Here is a 22147-nt window from a genome sequence, read left to right on the forward strand (position 1 = left end):
TTCGCCATAGGGGGAACCCTTGTCGCGCGGCGCCGGCTCCGGTCACTCCTACGGGTGTTCACCTCTCCGTGGCGTCATGATCACAACCCGCCCGCGCGCCGAGTGATCAGCTCCTCGGCCGGGGCGCCGCCGGGCCCCGCGCGGTGTCCGCCGTCGGCGATCATCCTTGGGGTACCTTGCCCCCCTCGCACTGGAGCCCTTGGATGAGACGCGCCCCCGCCCGCAGCGCCCTGCTGACCCTGCTCCTGCTGGCCGGGGGCTGCACCGCCGCCCCCGACGACAAGCCGGGCGCGGACCCGGGCCGGGAGAGGGGCGACCGCTGGCGGCCGAAGCCGGGCACGGACTGGCAGTGGCAGCTCAGCGGGCGCCTGGACACCTCCGTCGACGTCCCCGTGTACGACATCGACGGCTTCGAGCACTCCGCGGACACCGTCGCGGGCCTCCACGACGACGGCCGCAAGGTCATCTGCTACCTGTCCACCGGCGCCTGGGAGGACTGGCGCCCGGACGCCGACGAGTTCCCCGAGTCGGTCGTGGGCAAGGGCAACGGCTGGGAGGGGGAGCGCTGGCTCGACATCCGCCGGGTCGACGTCCTCGAACCGCTCATGGCCGCCCGTATCGACATGTGCGCGGAGAAGGGCTTCGACGCCGTCGAGCCGGACAACATGGACGGCTACCGCAACAGGACCGGCTTCCCCCTGAAGGCCGCCGACCAGCTCCGCTACAACCGTCTGGTCGCCCGCCTCGCCCACGAACGGGGCATGGCGGTGGGTCTGAAGAACGACCTCGACCAGATCCCCGCCCTCGTCGACGACTTCGACTTCGCGGTCAACGAGCAGTGCGCCCAGTACGAGGAGTGCGACGCGCTCACCCCCTTCATCGACGCCGGCAAGCCCGTCTTCCACGTCGAGTACGAGCTGAAGACCGGCGACTTCTGTCCCGAGGCCCGGCGGCTGGGTCTCAGCTCCCTGCTGAAGAAGTGGGACCTGGGGGTGTGGCGGAAGGCCTGCTGACGGCCGGGCCGGGCCGGCCCCGGGCTCACCCCAGGGTGAACACGACCAGCGCCGCGGTCGCCGCCGTCTCCGCGAGCCCCCCGAACACATCGCCGGTCACCCCGCCGAACCGCCGGGTGCAGTGCCGCAGCAGCGACTCGGCGGCGGCGCAGGCGACGACGACCGCGAGCACCGCACGGCAGAGGTCGTACGCTCCGAGGAGCGCGCCCGCGCCCGCCGCCGCGCACCCCACCGCGCCGGCCGTCAGCAGCGCGCCCCGCACCGGCACCGCCTCCGCCACCGCCGCCCCCAGCCCCTCCGGCCGGGCGGCCGGCACGCCCGTGCGGGCGGCCAGGGTCAGGGCCAGCCGGGCGGTGGTCGCCGCGACGACGGCCGCGACCGTGCCCAGGGCCCAGGACTCGCCGTACGCCTCGGTGAGCGCGGCGACCTGGGCCAGCAGGACGAGCACGAGGGCGATGACACCGAACGGCCCGATGTCCGACTGCTTCATGATCCGCAGCGCGTCCTCGGCGGGCTTGCCGCTGCCCAGCCCGTCGGCGGTGTCCGCGAGCCCGTCCAGATGCAGACCGCGGGTGAGCACCGCGGGTACGGCGACACCGGCCACGGCGGCGAGCAGCGGCCCCGCGCCCAGGAGCAGCAGCAGCCCGCCGAGCGCGGCGGAGGCGAGGCCGACCACCAGCCCGGCGGCGGGGGCGCACAGCATCCCGGCCCGCGCGGCCTGGCGGTCCCACCTGGTCACCCGCACCGGCAGCACGGTCAGGGTGCCGAAGGCGAAACGGAGGCCGTCGAAGAGGGTGGGCGCGGGCGCCGGGGTCGTGGACACCGGCGCAGGCTACCCGGCGGCCGGAACGGCCGGAACGGCGACCGTGGGCGACGCGATCGCCGGCCGGGGAACCGGGGGAGGCCCGAACGGCAGCTCTGCACAAGGCATAGCGGATGTATGCGAATAAAGTGCCCCTATGGGTGAATGGTGGGAACGCAACATCATCGAGCCGGGCAAGCTGCCGCTGCTCCTCGCCCTCACCGCGTTCGTCCTGACCTTCCTGATCACCCGGCTCATCACCCGGCTCATCCGGGCCGGCAAGGGGCCCTTCCGCAACATCAGCGGCAGCGGCGGCGTCCACATCCACCACGTCGTCCCCGGTGTCCTCCTCACCGTCGCCGGCGGTTTCGGCGCGGTGGCCTCCGACGGGCACGGCTTCGGCGCGCTGTTCTCCGCCGTGCTGTTCGGCATGGGCGCCGGGCTGGTGCTGGACGAGTTCGCGCTGATCCTGCACCTCGACGACGTGTACTGGTCGGAGGAGGGCCGCAAGAGCGTCGAGATGGTGGTGCTGACGGCGGCCCTGGTGGGCCTGGTCCTCAGCGGCTTCCTGCCCTTCGGCGTCAACGACCTCAGCGAGGAGGAACTCCAGGACCGGGGCGCCGCCGTGCTCACCATCGGCACGAACTTCCTCATCGCCCTGATCGCCCTCAGCAAGGGAAAGGCCCGGACGGCGATCTTCGGGGTGATCATCCCGTTCATCGCCGTCGTCGGAGCCGTCCGCCTGGCCCGTCCCACCTCCGCCTGGGCCCGCCGCTTCTACCGGCGCCGCCCGCGCGCCCGCGCCAGGGCCCTGCTGCGTTCCTACCGTCACGACCGCCGCTGGTCGGGCCCGAGCCGACGTCTTCAGGACTGGATCGGCGGCACCCCGGACGTGACCCCCGCGCCGGCGCGTGCTGCCGACCGGGCGGAACGCCGCTGACGCAAGTCCAGGAGCCCGCACAGCACCAGCACGGCCGCGATCGCCGCCAGGTGCTCCTTGCCCGCGAGGTTCTCCTTGACCAGCACCTCGACGACCATCGCCACGACGACGGCGCCCGCCGTGACGTACGCCCGGTATGCCCACCCGACGAACACGGCGAGTCCCACCACGGCCGCCGACGGCCCGGTGTCGACGACCTGGGCGTCCGAGGCGGGCAGCCCCAGCAGGGGGACGTCCGGACCGAGCGCGATGCCCGCGCGCGCGTACAGCGTGCCGGCCAGCGTCGCCAGATACGCGACGGCCAGCGTCCGCCTCTTCCCGAGACCGGTCTCCGCGATCCCGAACACGAGCAGGATCTGGGCGAGCGCCCCCCACACGGGCAGGTCCAGCGCCGGTACGAACAGGGAGAGCGGGGTGCGCAGCAGCGCCTGCCACAGCGGGTCCTCGGCCCGTACGGCGCCCGCGTCCTCGATGAGCCGGTAGCCCCAGGGCTGGTGGTGCACGAGGTGGGCGACGGCCGCCAGACAGACGGCGGTCACGGTCAGCGGGACCGCCCGCAGCCGCCGGCGTACCAGGACCGGGCGCACGGTGTCGTACAGCGGCCCCCACTCGGCGCGGGCCGCCCGGGCGACCCCGCTCATCCGCCGGCCTTCATCTCTGTGCGTCCTCGTCCCCATGTCCTGTGCGTCCGTTCGTACACCGGTTCCCGCACGCGGGGACCGGTGCGTCCGTCGCCGGACGTCCGTGGCCCTGTGTCGTCACCGGTGTGACTCCAGGTGGCTGCGGTGCAGCCACTTCGGCAGTCCCGGCGCCTCCAGGAAGCCCTCGGCGCGGGCCGCGGCGACGGCGATGCGCGGCAGGTCCGCGCTCTTCTCGAAGAGCAGGAACCGCGGCTCCCAGACGGGCCGGTACTTGGCGTTGGCCCGGTACAGCGACTCGATCTGCCACCAGCGCGAGAAGAAGCTGAGCAGCGACCGCCACAGCCGCAGGACCGGTCCCGCGCCGAGGCGCGCGCCACGTTCGAAGACCGAGCGGAACATCGCGAAGTTGAGTGAGACCCGCGTGATCCCGATCTCGTCGGCCCGCTGGAGGAGCTCGATGACCATGAACTCCACCAGCCCGTTGCCGGCGTCGCGGTCCCGGCGCATGAGGTCGAGCGAGAGCCCGTGCGGCCCCCACGGCACGAAGGAGAGCAGTGCCCTCGGCTCACCCCGCGCGTCCGCGCACTCGAGCATCACGCACTGCCCGTCCGCCGGGTCGCCGAGCCGCCCGAGGGCCATGCTGAACCCGCGCTCGGTGGCCCCGTCCCGCCAGTCGTCGGCCAGTTGGAGGAGATGGGCCATCTCGTCGTCCGGGATGTCCGCGTGCCGCCGGATCCGCACCGTGTACCCCGCCCGCTTGACCCGGTTGAACGCCTGCCGGACGCTTCGCATGGCCCGCCCGTCGAGGGTGAAGCCGGCGGTGTCGACGACGGCCTCGTCCCCGAGTTCCAGCGCGTCGAGCCCGTGCCGGGCGTACACGGTCCCGGCCTCTTCCCCCGCCCCCATCACCGCCGGGATCCATCCGTGCACCCGCGCCTCGACGAGCCACGGCCCGATGGCGCCGGACCAGGCCTCCGGGTCGCCGATCGGGTCACCGGAGGCCAGTGAGACACCGCCCAGCACCCGGTAGGCGATGCCCGCCTTGCCCGTCGGCGACCAGAGGACGCTCTTCTCCCGGCGCAGGGCGAAGTAGCCGAGGGAGTCCCGGTCGCCGTGCCGGTCCAGCAGCGTCCGCAGCCTGCGCTCGTCCTCCTCGGTGATCGGGTCGACGGCCCTGCGGGAGCGGAAGGCGGCGTAGAACACGGCGAGGACCAGCAGGGTGCTGAGCACGTTGATGGTGACGTCCACCCAGGTGGGGGCGGTGACCCCCGCGAAGGCGGAGTCGTCGGAGGCCACCGAGACCAGCCGCAGGGCGCCGTAGGCCCAGCGGTCCCAGAACGTCGACAGGTGCTCGTCGGGCGCCTCGTTGGTGACGGTGACGAGGATCGCCGCGAACAGCGAGCAGCCCAGCAGGCCGCCGAGCGCGACGGCCGCCGCGAGCCTGGGGTTCGACCGGTCGCCCTTGGCGTAGAACTCCCGCCGCCCCACCACCAGGGAGGCGACGAACGCCGCGGTCAGGGTGAGCGACACCCAGTTCTGCGGGTGCCGCCTGATCTCCTGGAAGGTCATCGCGAAGACGAACAGCAGCAGGAACAGGGTGCCCAGTACGGCGTTCAGGATCCACGCGGCCCGCTTCCGGCGCCGCATGGTGATCGCCAGGAACGTCGTGAACACGCCGGTCGCGAAACCCGCCGTCAGCAGATACGGCGTGAAGTGGCCATCCGTGTTGTGCCGCCGCACGTCCTGCCCCAGCGACACCCAGACGGCGCCGAGGAAGTTGACGAACGCGACGATGCGCAGATACCAGACCGCGAGCCGGGCGGCCCGTCGTGCGGCGGGGCCGCCCACGGGCTGCACGACGGTCGAAACCGGGGCATCAGCCATATTCGGGATCTTATGGCCGCTGCCGTGCCGAGCCACTCCGGCACCGCACCGGGACGCCACCCCTCACCGGCGCGGCCCGCGCCGGGCCCTCGGAGCGGCTGCCGTCCCGGCCCGTGGTCGCTCCGCCGAGGGGGTGGGCGCATCCGGCGGCGCGGCCCGCCGGTGCGGAACCGGCCGTACCGACGTCGGTGGCGCACCTGTCACGCCTACGTGGCGTCGTACTCCTCGGCGAGGTTCTTCTCCCCGGCGCCGCTGCCGTCGGCCGTCTTCTCCGCTTCCGCGGGCTCACGCTCCGGCAGCTCCGCGGCCAGCGCCGCCGCGGCCTGCACCAGCGGCAGCGCGAGCAGCGCCCCGGCGCCCTCCCCGACCTTCACCCCGTGGTCCAGCAGCGGCTCGATGGCCATCCGGTCCAGCGCCTTGGCCTGCGCCGGCTCCCCGCTGCTCTGCCCGGCGAGCCACCAGTCCGGCGCCCGGAAGGCCACCCGCTGGGCCACCAGCGCGCACGCGGCGGACACCACCCCGTCGAGGATCACCGGCATCTTCCGTACCGCGCTCTGCAACAGGAACCCGGTCATGGCCGCGAGATCGGCCCCGCCCACCGTCGCCAGCAGCTGCAACTGGTCCCCGAGCACCGGCCGGGCCCGCCGCAGGGCGTCCCGAACGGCCGCGCACTTGCGCATCCACGCCAGATCGTCGATCGCCCGGCCGCCCCGCCCGGTCACCACCGACGCGTCGGTCCCGCACAGCGCGGCGACGAGCACGGCCGCGGCCGTGGTCCCGCCGACGCTGATGTCCCCGAGCACGACCAGATCCGTCCCGGAGTCGGCCTCCTCGTCCGCGATGGCGACCCCCGCCCGGAAGGCGGCCTCCGCCTCCTCCGGGGTCAGCGCGTCCTCGACGTCGATGCGCCCGGAGCCGCGCCGCACCCGGTGCCGTACGACCTCCTCCGGCAGCGATCCGGGCTCGCAGTCCAGCGCCAGGTCGACCACCCGGACCGGCACGTCGAGCCGCCGGGCCAGCACCGCCACGGGGCTGCTTCCGTCGAGCACGCCCCGCACCAGCCGGTCCGCGGTGCCCGCGGCCCGCGCCGATACGCCCAGTTCGGCGATCCCGTGGTCGCCCGCGAACAGCACCACACGGGCCCGGCCGATCGGCCGTACCGGCACCGCCGACTGCGCCGCCGCCAGCCACTCACCGAGGTCGTCCAACCGGCCCAGCGCCCCGGGCGGCACGATCTGCCTCTCCCGCCGCGCCTCGGCGTCGCGGCGCACCCCGCCGTCGGGGCGCTCGATCAGATCGGTGAAGTCGTCGAGATTAAGCGAGCTCATTCGCCGAACAGTACCGGCAGCGATCGAACACGACCGCGCCACACCGGAACCCTCGGCGACAAACCCGCACCGCACCCGTCGCTCCGGCCCGTCGCCCGCCACGGGCACGTCATTGCGCCCCTGAGCACGATCGCCTACGTACCTTTTTGAGGCGAATATTCGCATATCCGCATACCCTCCACTGCCCTCAGGAGCGACCATGCCCCCCACCCCACGGCCGGACCCCGGCCAACTCGTCCCGGGCACCCACCCCTTCCACGAACCGCGCAGGGACGACTGCCCCTGGTGCGGCTCACGGAGCCTGCGGACGCGCGTGCGGGCGCCCGAGGATGCACGGCGCACCCCGGGCACGTTCGCGGTGGACGAGTGCCGGGACTGCTCCCATGCCTTCCAGAACCCCCGGCCCACCGCGGACGAGTTGCTCCTGCGCCACCACCGGCATCCCACCCAGGGACACATCCGCTCCGTCCTCGCCGGCCTGCTGCGCCGCCGGCACCACCGCACCGCCGCCCGCGCGATGCTGCCGTACCCCGAGCCGGAGAGCTGGCTCGACATCGGCACCGGGCACGGCTACTTCCCGGAGGTCGCACGCGAGGTGCATCCGTACACCGCGTTCGACGGCATGGACCCGACCCCGCGCGTCGAACGCGCACGGGCGGCCGGACGGATCGAGGAGGCGTACCAGGGGCTCCTCACCGACCCGGAGATCACCGCCCGGCTGCGCGCCCGCTACGACGTGGTCAGCATGTTCCACCACCTGGAGCACACCGCCGACCCCCGCGCCGAACTCCGCGCCGCCCGCACGGTCCTGCGCCCCGGCGGCCACCTCCTCGTCGAGGTGCCGGACCCGGCGCGCCCGTTCGGCACGCCGGCCTTCCCTCTCCGATGGCCGGGCAAGGCGTACGACCGGCCCCGCCCGCTCCACCTCATGCCCCTGCGCAACCTCCTCGCCGAACTGCGGTCGCTGGGCTACGAAGTGGTCGCCACCCGCTCCTGCGCCCCCTTCCCGCCCCGCGCACACCGGATCATCGCGCGCCGCACGGAGCTTCCACCCGCCCCCGTGACCCCGCCGCCCGCGCCCTCAGCCCCGTAGCGGCAGCGCCTGGCCCGCCACGACCAGCAGCACGTGCTCGCACTCCGCCGCGAACGCCGTGTTCAGCCGCCCGAGTTCGTCCCGGTACCGGCGCCCGGAGGCGGTGGCCGGCACGATCCCCGACCCGACCTCGTTGGAGACGGCGACGACGGTCCGGCGGGTCTGCCGCACGGCCTGAGCCAGCTCGGTCACGCGCGCCCTGAGCGCGCGCTCCCCGCCGCCCGCCCACTCCGCGTCGTCCCACGCCCCCACCTCGTCCATGGCGTCCGTCAGCCACAGCGACAGACAGTCGATCAGCAGCGGCGGTCCGTCCTCCTCCTTGAGCAGGGGGACGAGGTCGCAGGTCTCGACGGTGCGCCAGGAACCGGGCCGCCGCTCGCGGTGCGCGGTGACCCGCGCCGCCCACTCGCCGTCCCCGTTCCGCGTCCCGCCCGTCGCCACGTACAGCACGTCCGGGAACGCCTCCAGCCGCCGCTCCGCCTCCACCGACTTCCCGGACCGCGCGCCGCCCAGCACGAGCGTGCGGCGCGGTACGTCGGGCACGTCCTCGTAGGCGCCCACCGCCAGCGTCGTCCCGTCCGGCACGGCGCGCGCGCCCGCCGCCGCGAGCCGGCGCGGCAACTCGGCGCCCGGCGGCACGTCATGGTCCAGGTGCACGGCGACGACATCGGTCGTCGGCCCCACGGCGCCCGCCGCCCGAAGCCGCGCCAAGGCGTCCGGCCGCCCCAGGACGTCGACGAGCACCATGTCGTACGGCTCCGCCGACCCCTCCTCCAAACCGGCGGGCGCACCCCCCGGCGGCAGATACAGCAGCCGCTGCCCGCCCGGCCCGGTCACCGCGTACCCCGTGCCCGGCGAGTCCAGCGCCAGCGCCCGCACCCGGTGCCCGGTGAGCAGCGCCAGCTCCTGTCCGTCCGGCACCCGGGCCGGCTGCGGCAGCCCCGCCGGCACCTCCACGGCGGGCCCGGCGTGCGGGTGCGTCAGCAGCACCTGCCGTACGCCGGTCAATGAGCGCCCGGCGCGCGCGGCCGCGAGGGCGGCGCCGGGAGTGAGGTCGAGCAGCAGCGTGCCGTCCACGAGCAGCGCGGTCGCCCCGCGCGCGGCATCACCGAGCGCGGTCGCGCACGCCGCGCACGGACAGTCGGGGCGGGGAAGCCCCGCGGGGGCGCCGGTGCCGAGCAAAGTCAGTTCCACACCACCGATTTTCCCGCGTTCCGGGGAACACCCGCAGGTCTTGTGCGTCCGACTAGGCTCAGGGTGAACCGGATCTTGCTCGGTGCCGGTGAGCGGTGCCGGGCCGGTACTTACGGAGGCTCACATGGCGGCATGGACGTGGCGGTTCGAGAAGGCCGACGGGACGGAGGTCCAGCCCGCGGTCCAGCCCGAGGAGTTCACGACCCAGGGGGACGCCGAGTCATGGATCGGCGAGCAGTGGAAGGCCCTCCTCGACGGCGGAGCGGACCAGGTCCGCCTCTTCGAGGACACGACTGAGATCTACGGCCCGATGAGCCTCCACGCGCAGGAGGCCTGACAGGCATGGAACCCCCGCGCCCCTTGACAGGGGCGCGGGGACCGCGCGATCAACCCGACGATCCCGCACCCGCCCGGAAACGGACCCCCGAGCGACAGGCGCCAAGGGGGTCGAAGGGGCGCAGCCCTTCCGTACGGGGCGGGAGGGGCGGCGGGGGTGAGACTCTTAGAGCTCCGAACAAGAGTGGAGCCCGGCTCGCGACGCCTGGCACGCACGCTCGCCGCGTCGCCGAAAGCCACTGGTAGCCCCGCTACAAGGAGCTTCCGGCGCCTTGCGATCGCACGCACCAGACGCCGCGAGCCGATCGGACTCCACTCTTGTTCGGAGCTCTTAGCCCCGCACCCCGCACAGGTGCAGCAGGGCCGCGACCTGCCGATACGGATCGGTCCGCCCGGCCCGCTCCTCCGCCGCGAGCAACCCCTCCAGGGCCTCCCGGCTCTCCGGCACCACCGCGTCGTCGGCCGCCAGATCCGTGAACACCCGCACCCCGTACCACGCGTGCAGCGGCGCCCCGATCCCGCCGAGCGTGTCCGTCAGCGCGTCCCGCCGGTCCGCCCGCACATCGAGCCCCAGCCGGTTCCGGTACGCGGTCGTGTCGAACGCCGCGAGCGCCCCCGCCCAGTCCCCGGCCAGCCCCGCCCGCATCGCGAGCGCGTCACCGTTGCGCACGAGCAGCGACAGCAGTCCCCCGGGGGCGAGCATCCGGGCCAGCCCCGCCAGCAGGGCGTCCGGCTCCTCGACGTACATCAGCACGCCGTGGCAGAGCACCACGTCGAACCCGCCCGGCAGGAAGTGCACACCGGTGTCCCGGCCGTCCCCCTCGACGATGCGCATCCGGCCGCGGATGCCCTCGGGCTCCGCGGCCAGCGCCTGTCGCGCCACGGCGATCAGGCGCGGCTCACGCTCGATCCCGGTCACCTGGTGCCCGGCCCGCGCCAGCCGCAGCGCCTGCGTGCCCTGTCCCATCCCGACGTCGAGCACGCGCAGCCGCTGCCCCACGGGGAAGCGCGCGGCTATCTGCTCGTCGACCTGGCGGGCCACCAGCTCCTGTCGTACGACCTCACGCAGCGTCCCCAGCCGGTTGAGCCAGGCCTCGGCCGCGTCCCCGGAGAAAGCCGTCGTGCTCAGGGCCGCTCTCCGCGCTTGACCTGCGGCTTCGGCAACCTCAGGCGACGCATCTGGAGGGTGCGCATCAGGGCGTAGGCGACGACGCCCCTCTTGTTCTCGTCGGGGTAGCGGGTGTTCAGCTGCTTCTTCAGCCGGATCCCGAGACCGATCGAGTCGACCACGATCAGAATGATCACGAACAGCCACAGCAGCAGCGCGATGTTCTGCAGCGCCGGCACCCGCACCATGCTCAGCACGAGGATGATCACGGCCAGCGGCAGGAAGAACTCGGCGATGTGGAAACGCGAGTCCACGTAGTCACGGGCGAACCGGCGCACCGGACCCTTGTCCCGCGCGGGCAGATAGCGCTCGTCGCCGGTGGCAAGCGCCTGGCGCTGCTTCTCCAGCGCGGCGCGCCGCTCGTCGCGGGAACGCTTGGCTGCCTCCTTGCGCGTCGTCGGCGTACTGGCGACGCTGCGACGCTGGGACTGGGCCTCACTCCGCTTGGGGGTGGGCCGGCCCTTGGGGGCCTGCGGGTCACGGGTCTGCTTGGAGTCGGTCACCGACGCCTTCTCGGCGACCGCTTCCTTCTCGCTCTTGGCGCGGCTACGAAACACAAAACCCAAGGGTACGGGGTGCCGGGGCATGGACCCCAGCCCCGTGGGGAACGATCCGGCAACACCCTGCGTCTGTGCTGGGGACAGAACGGGACCGAAAGTGGACCGGGGAACCGGAGAAGACGGAAACGGGGGAGTGCGGTGAGGATTCGTCCGTGGGGGAGCTGAGGTATTCCGAGGGGCCGCCCGTACTTACCCGGGGGGACACCTACTCCCTACGCCGGATCGATGCCGCCCACAGTCGTCCTTGGGGAGGAGCCCATCCGTCCCCGAACAGTGCGGTAATGGATGTAGGGCCCGTACTGTGGGTTCTGTCGAGAGACCGGTGAGCTGGAGTCCGTCAGAAGGGGGCGCGCGAAGCCCATGAGCGGTGTCATGAAGCGTATGGGGATGATCTTCCGCGCGAAGGCGAACAAGGCCCTTGACCGGGCCGAGGACCCGCGCGAGACCCTCGATTACTCGTATCAGAAGCAGCTGGAGCTGCTCCAGAAGGTGCGGCGCGGTGTGGCCGACGTGGCCACGTCCCGCAAGCGCCTGGAGCTCCAGCTCAACCAGCTCCAGTCCCAGTCCTCGAAGCTGGAGGACCAGGGCCGCAAGGCACTCGCGCTGGGCCGTGAGGACCTGGCCCGCGAGGCGCTCTCCCGGCGCGCCGCGCTCCAGCAGCAGGTGACGGACCTGGAGACCCAGCACTCCACCCTCCAGGGCGAGGAGGAGAAGCTCACCCTCGCCGCCCAGCGGCTCCAGGCCAAGGTCGACGCCTTCCGCACGAAGAAGGAGACGATCAAGGCCACCTACACCGCCGCCCAGGCCCAGACCCGGATCGGGGAGGCCTTCTCCGGCATCTCCGAGGAGATGGGCGACGTCGGCCTCGCCATCCAGCGCGCCGAGGACAAGACGGCGCAGCTCCAGGCCCGCGCCGGCGCCATCGACGAACTGCTCGCCTCCGGTGCCCTCGACGACCCGTCCGGTATGCACAAGGACGACATCCAGGCCGAGCTGGACCGCCTCTCCGGCGGGACGGACGTCGAGCTGGAACTCCAGCGCATGAAGGCGGAGCTGGCGGGCGGCACGTCCGGGCAGCAGGCCATCGAGGGCGGTCAGGGCTCCGCCCAGCAGCAGGACACCCCCCGCTTCGACAAGCAGTAGTCATCCCGTGTGAGTCCCGTGCCTGAGGAGGGCGACATGATCGTACGGATCATGGGGGAGGGGCAGGTGGAGCTGGCCGACAGCCACTTCGCCGAGCTGAACAAGCTGGACGACGAACTACTGGCGGAGATGGAGAGCGGCGACGGCCCCGGCTTCCGCCGCACCCTCCACGCCCTCCTGTCCAAGGTCCGGGAACTGGGCACCCCCCTCCCGGACGCCGCCCTCGAACCCTCGGAACTGATCCTCCCGTCCCCCGACGCCACCCTGGAAGAAGTCAGGGAGATGCTGAGCGACAACGGCCTGATCCCGGGCTAGTGCCGGGGCCCCCGCCCCAGGGGCGCGGGGAACCGCGCGACAGGCTGCCACGGACCCGCGCCCGCCGTACCCACCCGCACCCCCCACCCCCTGGTAGCCGTAAGGCGCCGACGCGGGGTCGAAGGGGGGGGCAACCCCGGCCGGAGGGGACGGGTAGGGGCGGCGGGGGCGAACCCTGTGGGTACCGCGCCTCGCGAGCGCCCCGTACCGTAAACCCTCGTGAGCACCCTCCAGCGCACCAGGACCTGGCTGACCGCGCACCCCCTCGCGCTGGACGCGGCCCTCGCACTCGGCGTCCTCACCTGCATGCTCGCCGGCTCCTTCATAGACCCCCACGCCGAGCACCCCGACAAATGGGGGACCCGCACCCCCGACGCCGCCGGCATCACCCTCATGGTGCTCACCGCCGCGGCCCTCGTCGCCCGCCGCCGCGCACCCCTCCCCGTCCTGGCCGCGACCTCCGCCCTCGCCCTCGGTGAACTCGTCACCGGCGACCCCCGCGCCCCCGTCGCGATGTCCGCCGTCATCGCCCTCTACACCGTCGCCTCCACCACCGACCGCCCCACCACCTGGCGTGTCGGCCTCCTGACGATGACCGTCCTGACGGCCACGGCCATGCTCGTCGGCCCAGCCCCCTGGTACGACCAGGAGAACATCGGCATCTTCGCCTGGACCGGCATGGCCGCCACCGCCGGAGACGCGGTACGCAGCCGCCGGGCCTTCGTGGCGGCGATCAGGGAGCGCGCCGAACGGGCCGAACGCACCCGCGAGGAGGAGGCCCGCCGCCGGGTCGCCGAGGAACGCCTGCGGATCGCCCGCGACCTGCACGACGTCGTCGCCCACCACATCGCCCTGGTCAACGTCCAGGCCGGAGTCGCCGCGCACGTCATGGACAAGCGGCCCGACCAGGCCAAGGAGGCCCTCGCCCACGTCCGCGAGGCCAGCCGCTCCGCGCTCAACGAACTCCGCGCCACGGTGGGCCTGCTCCGCCAGTCCGGCGACCCCGAGGCCCCCACCGAACCCGCCCCCGGCCTGACCCGGCTCGACGAACTCGTCGGCACCTTCCACAGCGCGGGCCTCGCCGTCGACGTGGTCCGCGCAGACGAGGGCAGCACCCTGCCCGCCGCCGTCGACCTCGCCGCGTACCGCGTCATCCAGGAAGCCCTCACCAATGTGCAGAAGCACGCGGGGACGGAGGCGAAGGCCGAGGTCAGCGTCGTCCGCGTGGGCCCGAACGTGGAGATCACGGTCCTCGACACCGGCGCCCGGAGCACCGGCGCCCCGGACGCCGGCGGCGCCGGCGGCGCCGGCGGCGGCCACGGGCTCCTCGGCATGCGCGAACGCGTCACCGCCCTCGGCGGCACCCTCACCACCGGCCCCCGCTACGGAGGCGGCTTCCGCGTCCATGCGATCCTGCCGCTCACCAACCGCACGGCACGGGCGGAAGAGCCCGTGCGACCGTGACCACCGCACCGGGGGGACCCCGTATGACCATCCGCGTCCTGCTCGCCGACGACCAGGCCCTGCTGCGCAGCGCCTTCCGGGTGCTCGTGGACTCGGAGCCGGACATGGAGGTCGTGGGGGAGGCGTCGGACGGCGCGGAGGCGGTGCGGCTGGCCAGGGAGGAGCGGGCCCACGTCGTGCTGATGGACATCCGGATGCCCGGCACGGACGGCCTCGCCGCCACCCGGATGATCAGCGCCGATCCTGAGCTGGACCAGGTCAGGGTCGTCATCCTCACCACCTTCGAGGTCGACGACTACGTGGTGCAGTCCCTGCGGGCCGGCGCCTCCGGCTTCCTCGGCAAGGGCGCCGAACCGGAGGAGTTGCTCAACGCGATCCGGGTCGCCGCCGGCGGCGACGCGCTGCTGTCGCCGTCCGCGACCAAGGGCCTGATCGCCCGCTTCCTCGCCCAGTCGGACGACCCGGCGGGGGACGACGAGACCGGCACCGCCCGCTCCGAGCGGCTCGGCGCACTGACCGGTCGCGAGCGCGAGGTCCTCGTGCACGTCGCCGCAGGACTCTCCAACGACGAGATCGCCGACCGCCTGGAAGTGAGCCCGCTGACCGTGAAGACCCACGTCAACCGGGCCATGGCGAAGCTCGGCGCCCGCGACCGGGCCCAGCTGGTGGTCTTCGCCTACGAGTCGGGCCTGGTACGCCCAAGGGTGGAGTGACTTCCAGCCGCAGTACTGCGACCGGAGTATGCGCGGGATAAGGAAATGGCCCTGCGGAGCGACGGATCGGGGCCTTCCATGGTCCAGGGTGTGGGGTGAGCGCTCACATGGGCGTTCGTCCCGCTCATGCCACAAGAAGAGAGATCCGGTCACCCATGTCCTGGCTGTCTCGGTTCAGCCTCGCACAACGGGCCCTCGTCGGTCTGGTGTCGATCATCGCGCTCGCCTTCGGGGCGATCGCGATACCCCAGCTCAAACAGCAACTGCTGCCCACCATCGAACTGCCGGTGGTGTCCGTGTTCGCGCCGTACCAGGGCGCCTCCCCGGACGTGGTCGAGAAGCAGGTCGTCGAACCCATCGAGGACAGCCTCGAAGCCGTCGACGGCATCACGGGCGTCACGTCCACCGCCAGCGAGGGCAACGCCCTGGTGATGGTGTCCTTCGACTACGGCCCCGGCACCGACCAGCTCGTCGCCGATGTCCAGCAGGCCGTCAACCGGGTTCGCGCGCAGCTCCCGGACGACGTGGACCCGCAGGTGATCGCCGGCTCGACGGACGACATTCCGACCGTCGTCCTCGCCGTCACCTCCGACCAGGACCAGCAGGCCCTCGCCGACCGGATCGACCGCACGGTCGTCCCCACCCTGGAGGACATCGACGGCGTCGGCCGGGTCACCGTCGACGGCGTACGGGACGTCCAGGTCACCGTCACCCCCGACGACGCGAAGCTCGCCAAGGCGGGCCTGACCACGATGGCCCTGTCCCAGGCACTCCAGGCCGGCGGCGTCACCATGCCCGCGGGCTCCTTCGACGAGGACGGCGGCAACCGCACCGTCCAGGTCGGCGGCGGCTTCACCTCGCTCAAGCAGATCGAGGAGCTGAGGGTGCGGGGCGAGGGCGGCAGGAAGCCCGTCCGGCTCGCCGACGTCGCCACCGTCGATGAGGAGGAGGCCAAGGCCGACTCCCTCACCCGGACCAACGGGGAGCCCAGCCTCGCGGTCGTGGTCACCATGGACCGCGACGGCAGCGCGGTCGCCATCTCCGAGGCCGTGCAGGACAAGCTGGCGGACATGCGCCGGGACCTCGGCTCGGACGCCACCGTCACCGTGGTCAGCGACCAGGGCCCGGCGGTCTCCAAGTCCATCGACGGCCTGACCACCGAGGGCGCGCTCGGTCTGCTCTTCGCGGTCCTCGTCATCCTGGTCTTCCTCGCGTCGGTCCGCTCCACCCTCGTCACGGCCGTGTCCATCCCGCTGTCGGTGGTCCTCGCCCTGATCGTCCTGTGGACCCGCGACCTCTCCCTGAACATGCTCACGCTCGGCGCGCTGACCATCGCCATCGGCCGTGTCGTCGACGACTCGATCGTTGTCCTGGAGAACATCAAGCGCCACCTCGGCTACGGCGAGGAGCGCCAGGAGGCCATCCTCAAGGCGGTCCGCGAGGTCGCGGGCGCGGTCACCTCGTCCACCCTGACGACGGTCGCCGTGTTCCTCCCGGTCGGCCTCACCGGCGGCATGGTCGGCGAACTGTTCGGCAGCTTCTCCCTGACGGTGACGGCGGCCCTGCTGGCCTCCCTCCTCGTCTCGCTGACGGTCGTCCCCGTCCTGTCGTACTGGTTCCTGCGCGCCCCCAAGGGCACGCCCGAGGACGCCGACGAGGCGCGCCGCAAGGCCGAGGAGAAGGAGGCGAGGAGCCGCCTCCAGCGCTTCTACGTCCCCGTTCTGCGCTTCGCGACCCGGCGCCGGCTCACCAGCGTGGTCATCGCGGTGGTCGTCCTGCTCGGCACGTTCGGCATGGCCCCGCTGCTGAAGACCAACTTCTTCGACCCGGGCGACCAGGAAGTCCTCAGCATCAAGCAGGAGCTGAAGCCCGGCACCAGCCTCGCCGCGACCGACGAGCAGACCAAGAAGGTCGAGAAGCTGCTCGCCGGCACCAAGGGCGTCAAGGACTACCAGGTCACCATCGGCTCCTCCGGCTTCCTGGCGGCCTTCGGCGGCGGCACCGACTCCAACCAGGCCTCGTACAGCGTGATGCTGGAGGACTCGGCGAGCGCCGCGGACGTCCAGGAGCGCGTCGAGGACGGTCTGAAGGGCCTCTCCGGCGTCGGTACGACGACCATCGCGGCCGGTGACGCCTTCGGCAGCCAGGACCTGAGCGTGGTCGTGAAGGCCGCCGACGCCGACGTCCTGCGCAAGGCGTCCGAGCAGGTCCGGGAGGCGGTAGCGACGCTGGACAACGTCACCGACGTCACCAGCGACCTCTCCCAGAGCGTGCCCCGTATCTCGGTGAAGGCCACCGACAAGGCGGCCGCGGCCGGCTTCGACGACCAGACCCTCGGCGCCGCCGTCGCCCAGGCCGTCCGCGGCACGACCAGCGGCCGGGCCATCCTCGACGACACCGAGCGGGACATCGTCATCAAGTCGGCGAAGCCCGCCGACACGCTGGACGAGCTGAAGAAGCTGCGGCTCGGCCCGGTGAGGCTCGGCGACATCGCGGACGTCGAGCTGGTGGACGGCCCGGTCTCCATGACCCGGATCGACGGCCAGCGGGCCGCCACGATCACGGCGAAGCCGAAGGGCGACAACACGGGCGCGGTCAGCGCGGACCTCACCGCCAAGCTGAACGGACTGACGCTCCCCGCGGGCGCCACCGCCGACATCGGCGGTGTCTCCGAGGACCAGGACGAGGCCTTCGCCTCGCTGGGCCTCGCGATGCTCGCGGCGATCGCCATCGTCTTCATGCTGCTGGTGGCGACCTTCCGGTCCCTGGTCCAGCCGCTGATCCTGCTGGTCTCCATCCCGTTCGCCGCCACCGGCGCCATCGGACTGCTGGTCGCCACCGGCACCCCGATGGGTGTCCCGGCGATGATCGGCATGCTGATGCTCATCGGCATCGTCGTCACCAACGCGATCGTGCTGATCGACCTGATCAACCAGTACCGGCGACAGGGCTACGGCACCGTGGAGGCGGTCATCGAGGGCGGCCGCCACCGTCTCCGCCCGATCCTGATGACGGCCCTGGCGACGATCTTCGCCCTGCTGCCCATGGCCCTCGGCATCACCGGCGAGGGCGGCTTCATCGCCCAGCCGCTGGCCGTGGTGGTGATCGGCGGTCTGATCACCTCGACGCTGCTGACCCTGCTGCTGGTCCCGACCCTCTACACGATGGTCGAGATCCGCAAGGAACGGCGGGCGAAGAAGAAGGCCCTGAAGCGCGCGGGCGCCACGCCCGCCGCGACGGAGCCCCGCTCCGAGCAGTCGGAGGCCGCCGGGGTCTGACCCCCGCGACCGGCGCGGCCGGGCACCGGACCGACATGGTCCGGTGCCCGGCCTTCGCGTTCCCCGGGGTTACGTATCCTGGCGCTCGACTGCTTCACGGGCTTCACGGCCTTCATGGCCTGCACAGGCCGCACGGGGGAGGGATGCGGGCGTGCCGCTGCACAGCGACGACCCGAAATCGGTGGGCGGCTACCGGCTGGTCGACCGGCTCGGCACCGGAGGCATGGGCGTCGTCTACCGGGCGAGAACCCGGTCGGGCCGCGAGGTCGCGGTGAAGGTGGTGCACGCCCAGTACGCCGAGGACGCCGTCTTCCGCACCCGGTTCCGGCAGGAGATCGCGGCCGTCCGCAGGGTCAGCGGGGCCTTCACGGCATCGGTCGTGGACGCCGACCCGGAGGCCGTACGCCCCTGGATGGCGACCCAGTACGTGCCCGGCTGCTCGCTCGCCCAGCGCGTCCGGGACCGGGGCCCGCTGCGGGACGGCGAACTGCGCCGCCTGGCCCTGGGCCTGGTCGAGGCGCTCCGGGAGATCCACCGGGCCGGTGTCGTGCACCGGGACCTGAAGCCGGCCAATGTCCTGATGGCCCAGGACGGCCCCCGTGTCATCGACTTCGGCATCTCCCGCGCCGCCGAGAACCACCCCCTGACCGAGACGGGCCAGATGATCGGCACCCCGCCCTTCATGTCCCCGGAGCAGCTCACCGACGCCCGCACGGTCGGCCCCGCCTCGGACGTCTTCTCCCTCGGCGGCCTGCTGGTGTACACCCTCACCGGCCGGGGGCCCTTCGACGCCGACAGCCCCTATCTGACGGCGTATCAGGTGATCCACGACGAGCCCGCGCTGGACGGGGTGCCCCAGCCGCTGCGCGCTGTCCTGGAGCGCTGCCTCGTCAAGGAGGCCGCGGACCGTCCCGGTCTCGACGAGCTGGCGGAGGCGTTCGCGGCCGTCCTGCCGGAAGGCGAACCGGACGACCCGACGACCGTGACACCCGACGCGGAGGCCCACACGGTGACCCGGCCGGGCCGTCGGCTCCGGCGCCGCCCGGTGCTGGTCGCGACCGGTACCGTCGGCGCGCTGGTCCTCGGGCTGACGGCCTATCTGCTGGGGCCGGGCTGGGCGGAGAGCGGTGAGGCGAAGACCCCCGAACCGTCCCCGACCAGCCGCTGGGCGTCGCCGCCCGGCGGCTGGAAGCCCTGGCAGACGACCGTGTTCGAGACCGCGGCGTCCGGCGCCGAGAAGCCGCTGGCCGGGGACGGCGGGCTGACGGGCGGGGATCCCCAGTGCCGTGCGTGGGAGGACGCCGTCTACTGCGGGGGTGACGGAGTCCTGCCGGTACGTGTGGACGGCCGCACCGGGAGCACGGTGTGGCGTGCCGACATCGCACCGGCCGGTACGGAGCGAGGGTCGTACGCCTCGTCCGTCCTCGGCGTCGTGGACGGCACCGTGCTCGTACGGCAGACGGTGGTCACCGAGGCCCCCGTCGACGACCCGTCCCGACTGGTCGCCCTCGACGCCGAGACCGGTGACCGGCTGTGGACCAGTGAGGTCGTCAACCCCGACCTTCCCGTGGTGCAGGTCGGCGACCTGGTGCTCCTCGCCGAGGCGAACGGGCGGACGGCGACGGCCCGGGTGCCGCGCACCGGAGCCGAACTCTGGTCACTGGAGTTCCCCGCCGGTCACGACTGCCAGTTGACCAGGACGTCCGGAACGGCGTGGTACGTGTACTGCCTGCCCAACACCCCGGAGACGAGCGCGGCCGGCGAGACCGGCCTGCTCCTGGTGGTGGACACGAGCGACGGATCTGCCCGTCGGTGGAAGGTCCCGGTCGACGGCTCCCTGCTCGGGGTGCTCGACGGGCGGGTGGCCGTGACGCTCCGGGAGGAGGCCGAGCCCGGCTCCCGGCACCGCTACACGGGAGTCCTGCTGCTCGACCCGGACACCGGGAGCCGCACCACCACGAAGCTGTCGGAGCCGTACGACGGCCAGGTGACGTCGGCCGACGGCACGCTGGTGGTCACCGAGGCCAGCGGCCGGGTCACCGCCGTGTCGCCGCGCACGGGCGAGCCGCTGTGGCGGACCCGCACCAGCCTGGAGAGGCCGAGTGCCCCCCTGTACGACGGGCGTACCGAAACCCTGTACCTGGTGAGTTCCAGCGGCCGGGTCGCGGCCCTCGACGGTGCCCGGGGCACCCCGCTGTGGGAGACCCTGCCCCGAACCGGGCCGGCCACGGTCGGCCAGAACCGGCCGCAGGCTCTGCTGTACGGGGGCGCGCTGGTGGTGGCGATCCCGGACGGCACCCTCTGCTCACTGGACCCGGCCCACCCCGAGCGGAAGCCCGTCGCGGGGTGAGCGCGCGGTCCCGGTGCTCTACGGCAGCGCCAGCATCCGCTCCAGCGCCAGCTTTGCGAACGCCTCGGTCTCCTTGTCGACCTCGATCCGGTTGACGAGGTTGCCCTCCGCCAGCGACTCCAGCGCCCACACCAGGTGGGGCAGGTCGATGCGGTTCATGGTCGAGCAGAAGCAGACCGTCTTGTCGAGGAAGACGATCTCCTTGCCCTCGGACGCGAAACGGTTCGCCAGCCGCCGAACGAGGTTCAGCTCGGTGCCGATGGCCCACTTGGACCCGGCGGGGGCCGCCTCCAGCGTCTTGATGATGTACTCGGTCGACCCGACGTAGTCCGCCGCCGCCACGACCTCGTGCTTGCACTCGGGGTGGACGAGGACGTTGACCCCGGGGATACGGGCCCGCACGTCGTTCACGGAGTCCAGGCTGAAGCGGCCGTGCACCGAGCAGTGGCCCCGCCACAGGATCATCTTCGCGGCCCGCAGCTGCTCGGCCGTGACGCCGCCGCCCGGCTTGTGCGGGTTGTAGACGACGCAGTCCTCCAGCGACATGCCCATGTCCCGCACCGCGGTGTTGCGGCCCAGGTGCTGGTCGGGCAGGAACAGGACCTTCTCGCCCTGCTCGAAGGCCCAGTCCAGCGCCCGCTTGGCGTTGGACGAGGTGCAGATGAGACCGCCGTGCTTGCCGGTGAACGCCTTGATGTCGGCGGAGGAGTTCATGTACGACACGGGCACGACCTGCTCGGCTATCCCGGCCTCGGTCAGCACGTCCCAGCACTCCGCGACCTGCTCGGCGGTGGCCATGTCGGCCATCGAGCACCCGGCGGCGAGGTCGGGGAGGACCACCTTCTGGTCGTCGGAGGTCAGGATGTCCGCCGACTCCGCCATGAAGTGCACACCGCAGAAGACGATGTACTCGGCCTCGGGCCGCGCCGCCGCGTCCCGGGCCAGCTTGAAGGAGTCGCCCGTGACGTCCGCGAACTGGATGACCTCGTCGCGCTGGTAGTGGTGGCCGAGCACGAAGACCTTGTCGCCGAGCTTCGCCTTGGCCGCCCGGGCGCGCTCCACCAGGTCGGGGTCGGAGGGGGAGGGGAGGTCGCCGGGGCAGTCGACACCGCGCTCGCTCCTCGGGTCGGCCTCGCGGCCGAGCAGCAGCAGGGCGAGGGGCGTCGGCTGTACGTCGAGCTCCGGGGTCTGGGCGGTGGTCACGAGCACGCACCCTTTCTGTTCTGCGGCTCGCCGGCCCGAGGGGGTCGGCGGGACATGCGGGCTAGCCTTTTCGTCGAAATGACGCTATCTATCATAACCGCTTCACGTCACGTTGACGATGGCCATAGCGTCGATGTGACATGAATCCCGGTGGACGGACCGGACGGCCGTGCGGCGGCCGGTGCCCACCGCACGGGCCGTGTGCGAGCATGAAGGAAGACGCGGTGGAAATCCGCTCGCCCCGGAATGAATCCGGGACCCCGGCGGTTGCACTCGTCGGCAAGCAGTCTCCGTACAACCCGGGAGAGATGTAGATGTCCGTATCGGACGAGACCACCACCGTCACCGACGGCATCATCCTGACCGACGCCGCCGCGGCCAAGGTCAAGGCCCTGCTCGACCAGGAAGGCCGTGACGACCTGTCGCTGCGTGTCGCCGTCCAGCCCGGCGGCTGCTCCGGCCTGCGCTACCAGCTCTTCTTCGACGAGCGTTCGCTCGACGGCGACGTGGTCAAGGACTTCGACGGCGTGAAGGTCACCACCGACCGTATGAGCGCCCCCTACCTGGGCGGCGCCACCATCGACTTCGTCGACACCATCGAGAAGCAGGGCTTCACCATCGACAACCCGAACGCGACCGGCTCCTGCGCCTGCGGCGACTCCTTCAGCTGAGCCCACCCGCACGCCGTACGGCGCGACGCGCTGAGCACCACGAAGGCGGCG

At 72.5% G+C, this 22147-nt stretch carries 19 protein-coding genes; 11 read left to right on the top strand and 8 right to left on the bottom strand.

The genetic code is table 11. The features are described 5' to 3' along the window. Positions 1 to 203: 203 nt before the first annotated feature. Positions 204 to 1013: an endo alpha-1,4 polygalactosaminidase gene (locus AC067N_RS00990; protein ID WP_478676745.1), complete on the top strand. Its 810-nt coding sequence runs from the start codon at positions 204 to 206 to the stop codon at positions 1011 to 1013. A 25-nt stretch (positions 1014 to 1038) separates the two neighbouring features. Here AC067N_RS00990 and AC067N_RS00995 read toward each other — a convergent pair whose 3' ends face one another. After that, positions 1039 to 1836, bottom strand: coding sequence for an adenosylcobinamide-GDP ribazoletransferase (locus tag AC067N_RS00995; protein ID WP_478676746.1), 798 nt, complete (start codon positions 1834 to 1836; stop codon positions 1039 to 1041). Between the two features lie 136 nt (positions 1837 to 1972). Here AC067N_RS00995 and AC067N_RS01000 point away from each other — a divergent pair, with 136 nt between their 5' ends. After that, positions 1973 to 2755 carry a hypothetical protein gene (locus AC067N_RS01000; protein WP_478676747.1) on the top strand — a complete coding sequence of 261 codons (783 nt, stop codon included), beginning with the start codon at positions 1973 to 1975 and terminating at the stop codon, positions 2753 to 2755. Here the strand turns inward: AC067N_RS01000 and AC067N_RS01005 are convergent. From AC067N_RS01005 to cobT, 3 genes are all read right to left on the bottom strand, one after another. Then, entirely contained in the window at positions 2680 to 3396 is a 717-nt protein-coding gene (locus tag AC067N_RS01005; protein WP_478676748.1) for a hypothetical protein, read from the bottom strand. The genes AC067N_RS01000 and AC067N_RS01005 overlap by 76 nt on opposite strands. A gap of 117 nt (positions 3397 to 3513) precedes the next feature. Then, positions 3514 to 5280, bottom strand: coding sequence for a phosphatidylglycerol lysyltransferase domain-containing protein (locus AC067N_RS01010; protein ID WP_478676749.1), 1767 nt, complete (start codon positions 5278 to 5280; stop codon positions 3514 to 3516). Positions 5281 to 5486: 206 nt separating this feature from the next. Beyond that, positions 5487 to 6608 (bottom strand): nicotinate-nucleotide--dimethylbenzimidazole phosphoribosyltransferase, encoded by a 1122-nt coding sequence (cobT, locus tag AC067N_RS01015; RefSeq protein WP_478676750.1) that lies wholly within the window; start codon positions 6606 to 6608, stop codon positions 5487 to 5489. 199 nt (positions 6609 to 6807) lie between these two features. On the opposite strand from cobT, the gene AC067N_RS01020 reads away from it, so the two are divergent. After that, positions 6808 to 7701 (top strand): class I SAM-dependent methyltransferase, encoded by an 894-nt coding sequence (locus AC067N_RS01020; protein ID WP_478676751.1) that lies wholly within the window; start codon positions 6808 to 6810, stop codon positions 7699 to 7701. Here AC067N_RS01020 and AC067N_RS01025 read toward each other — a convergent pair. Continuing rightward, entirely contained in the window at positions 7690 to 8895 is a 1206-nt protein-coding gene (locus AC067N_RS01025; RefSeq protein WP_478676752.1) for a bifunctional adenosylcobinamide kinase/adenosylcobinamide-phosphate guanylyltransferase, read from the bottom strand. The genes AC067N_RS01020 and AC067N_RS01025 overlap by 12 nt on opposite strands. Positions 8896 to 9019: 124 nt before the next feature. Here AC067N_RS01025 and AC067N_RS01030 point away from each other — a divergent pair, with 124 nt between their 5' ends. Then, positions 9020 to 9232 carry a hypothetical protein gene (locus AC067N_RS01030; RefSeq protein WP_468075402.1) on the top strand — a complete coding sequence of 71 codons (213 nt, stop codon included), beginning with the start codon at positions 9020 to 9022 and terminating at the stop codon, positions 9230 to 9232. Between the two features lie 330 nt (positions 9233 to 9562). Here the strand turns inward: AC067N_RS01030 and AC067N_RS01035 are convergent, their stop codons facing one another. Both AC067N_RS01035 and AC067N_RS01040 read right to left on the bottom strand, forming a co-directional pair. Continuing rightward, positions 9563 to 10360, bottom strand: a complete 798-nt coding sequence (locus tag AC067N_RS01035; RefSeq protein WP_478677169.1) for a class I SAM-dependent methyltransferase — start codon at positions 10358 to 10360, stop codon at positions 9563 to 9565. Further along, complete coding sequence (locus tag AC067N_RS01040; protein ID WP_478676753.1) at positions 10357 to 10986, bottom strand: DUF3043 domain-containing protein; 630 nt, start codon at positions 10984 to 10986, stop codon at positions 10357 to 10359. The genes AC067N_RS01035 and AC067N_RS01040 overlap by 4 nt, the downstream gene beginning before the upstream one ends. 345 nt (positions 10987 to 11331) lie before the next feature. Between AC067N_RS01040 and AC067N_RS01045 the strand changes: the two genes are divergently transcribed. The 6 genes from AC067N_RS01045 to AC067N_RS01070 all read left to right on the top strand — a co-directional run bounded on the left by AC067N_RS01045 (position 11332) and on the right by AC067N_RS01070 (position 20222). Then, positions 11332 to 12102: a PspA/IM30 family protein gene (locus tag AC067N_RS01045; protein ID WP_478676754.1), complete on the top strand. Its 771-nt coding sequence runs from the start codon at positions 11332 to 11334 to the stop codon at positions 12100 to 12102. Between the two features lie 36 nt (positions 12103 to 12138). Next, complete coding sequence (pspAA, locus tag AC067N_RS01050) at positions 12139 to 12417, top strand: PspA-associated protein PspAA (protein ID WP_478676755.1); 279 nt, start codon at positions 12139 to 12141, stop codon at positions 12415 to 12417. A 219-nt stretch (positions 12418 to 12636) separates the two neighbouring features. After that, positions 12637 to 13881, top strand: a complete 1245-nt coding sequence (locus AC067N_RS01055) for a sensor histidine kinase (protein WP_478676756.1) — start codon at positions 12637 to 12639, stop codon at positions 13879 to 13881. A gap of 23 nt (positions 13882 to 13904) precedes the next feature. After that, positions 13905 to 14594, top strand: coding sequence for a response regulator (locus AC067N_RS01060; RefSeq protein WP_478676757.1), 690 nt, complete (start codon positions 13905 to 13907; stop codon positions 14592 to 14594). A 155-nt stretch (positions 14595 to 14749) separates the two neighbouring features. Then, entirely contained in the window at positions 14750 to 17872 is a 3123-nt protein-coding gene (locus tag AC067N_RS01065) for an efflux RND transporter permease subunit (protein ID WP_478676758.1), read from the top strand. A 151-nt stretch (positions 17873 to 18023) separates the two neighbouring features. Next, entirely contained in the window at positions 18024 to 20222 is a 2199-nt protein-coding gene (locus AC067N_RS01070) for a protein kinase domain-containing protein (RefSeq protein ID WP_478676759.1), read from the top strand. An 18-nt stretch (positions 20223 to 20240) separates the two neighbouring features. On the opposite strand, the gene nadA is transcribed toward AC067N_RS01070, so the two are convergent. Next, on the bottom strand, positions 20241 to 21425 hold the full coding sequence (gene nadA / locus AC067N_RS01075) for a quinolinate synthase NadA (RefSeq protein ID WP_478676760.1): 1185 nt from the start codon (positions 21423 to 21425) through the stop codon (positions 20241 to 20243). A gap of 314 nt (positions 21426 to 21739) precedes the next feature. On the opposite strand from nadA, the gene AC067N_RS01080 reads away from it, so the two are divergent. Continuing rightward, on the top strand, positions 21740 to 22096 hold the full coding sequence (locus AC067N_RS01080) for a HesB/IscA family protein (RefSeq protein WP_055512670.1): 357 nt from the start codon (positions 21740 to 21742) through the stop codon (positions 22094 to 22096). Positions 22097 to 22147 lie beyond the last annotated feature (51 nt).

Source organism: Streptomyces sp. NPDC042364, from assembly GCF_056437585.1.

Excerpts from the sequence above, each read along its gene's own strand:
- AC067N_RS00990 (WP_478676745.1), top strand. The coding sequence starts at position 204 with ATGAGACGCGCCCCCGCCCGCAGCGCCCTGCTGACCCTGCTCCTGCTG.
- AC067N_RS01000 (WP_478676747.1), top strand. The coding sequence starts at position 1,973 with ATGGGTGAATGGTGGGAACGCAACATCATCGAGCCGGGCAAGCTGCCG.
- AC067N_RS01005 (WP_478676748.1), bottom strand. The coding sequence starts at position 3,396 with ATGAGCGGGGTCGCCCGGGCGGCCCGCGCCGAGTGGGGGCCGCTGTAC.
- AC067N_RS01010 (WP_478676749.1), bottom strand. The coding sequence starts at position 5,280 with ATGGCTGATGCCCCGGTTTCGACCGTCGTGCAGCCCGTGGGCGGCCCC.
- cobT (WP_478676750.1), bottom strand. The coding sequence starts at position 6,608 with ATGAGCTCGCTTAATCTCGACGACTTCACCGATCTGATCGAGCGCCCC.
- AC067N_RS01020 (WP_478676751.1), top strand. The coding sequence starts at position 6,808 with ATGCCCCCCACCCCACGGCCGGACCCCGGCCAACTCGTCCCGGGCACC.
- AC067N_RS01030 (WP_468075402.1), top strand. The coding sequence starts at position 9,020 with ATGGCGGCATGGACGTGGCGGTTCGAGAAGGCCGACGGGACGGAGGTC.
- AC067N_RS01040 (WP_478676753.1), bottom strand. The coding sequence starts at position 10,986 with ATGCCCCGGCACCCCGTACCCTTGGGTTTTGTGTTTCGTAGCCGCGCC.
- AC067N_RS01045 (WP_478676754.1), top strand. The coding sequence starts at position 11,332 with ATGAAGCGTATGGGGATGATCTTCCGCGCGAAGGCGAACAAGGCCCTT.
- pspAA (WP_478676755.1), top strand. The coding sequence starts at position 12,139 with ATGATCGTACGGATCATGGGGGAGGGGCAGGTGGAGCTGGCCGACAGC.
- AC067N_RS01060 (WP_478676757.1), top strand. The coding sequence starts at position 13,905 with ATGACCATCCGCGTCCTGCTCGCCGACGACCAGGCCCTGCTGCGCAGC.
- AC067N_RS01065 (WP_478676758.1), top strand. The coding sequence starts at position 14,750 with ATGTCCTGGCTGTCTCGGTTCAGCCTCGCACAACGGGCCCTCGTCGGT.
- AC067N_RS01080 (WP_055512670.1), top strand. The coding sequence starts at position 21,740 with ATGTCCGTATCGGACGAGACCACCACCGTCACCGACGGCATCATCCTG.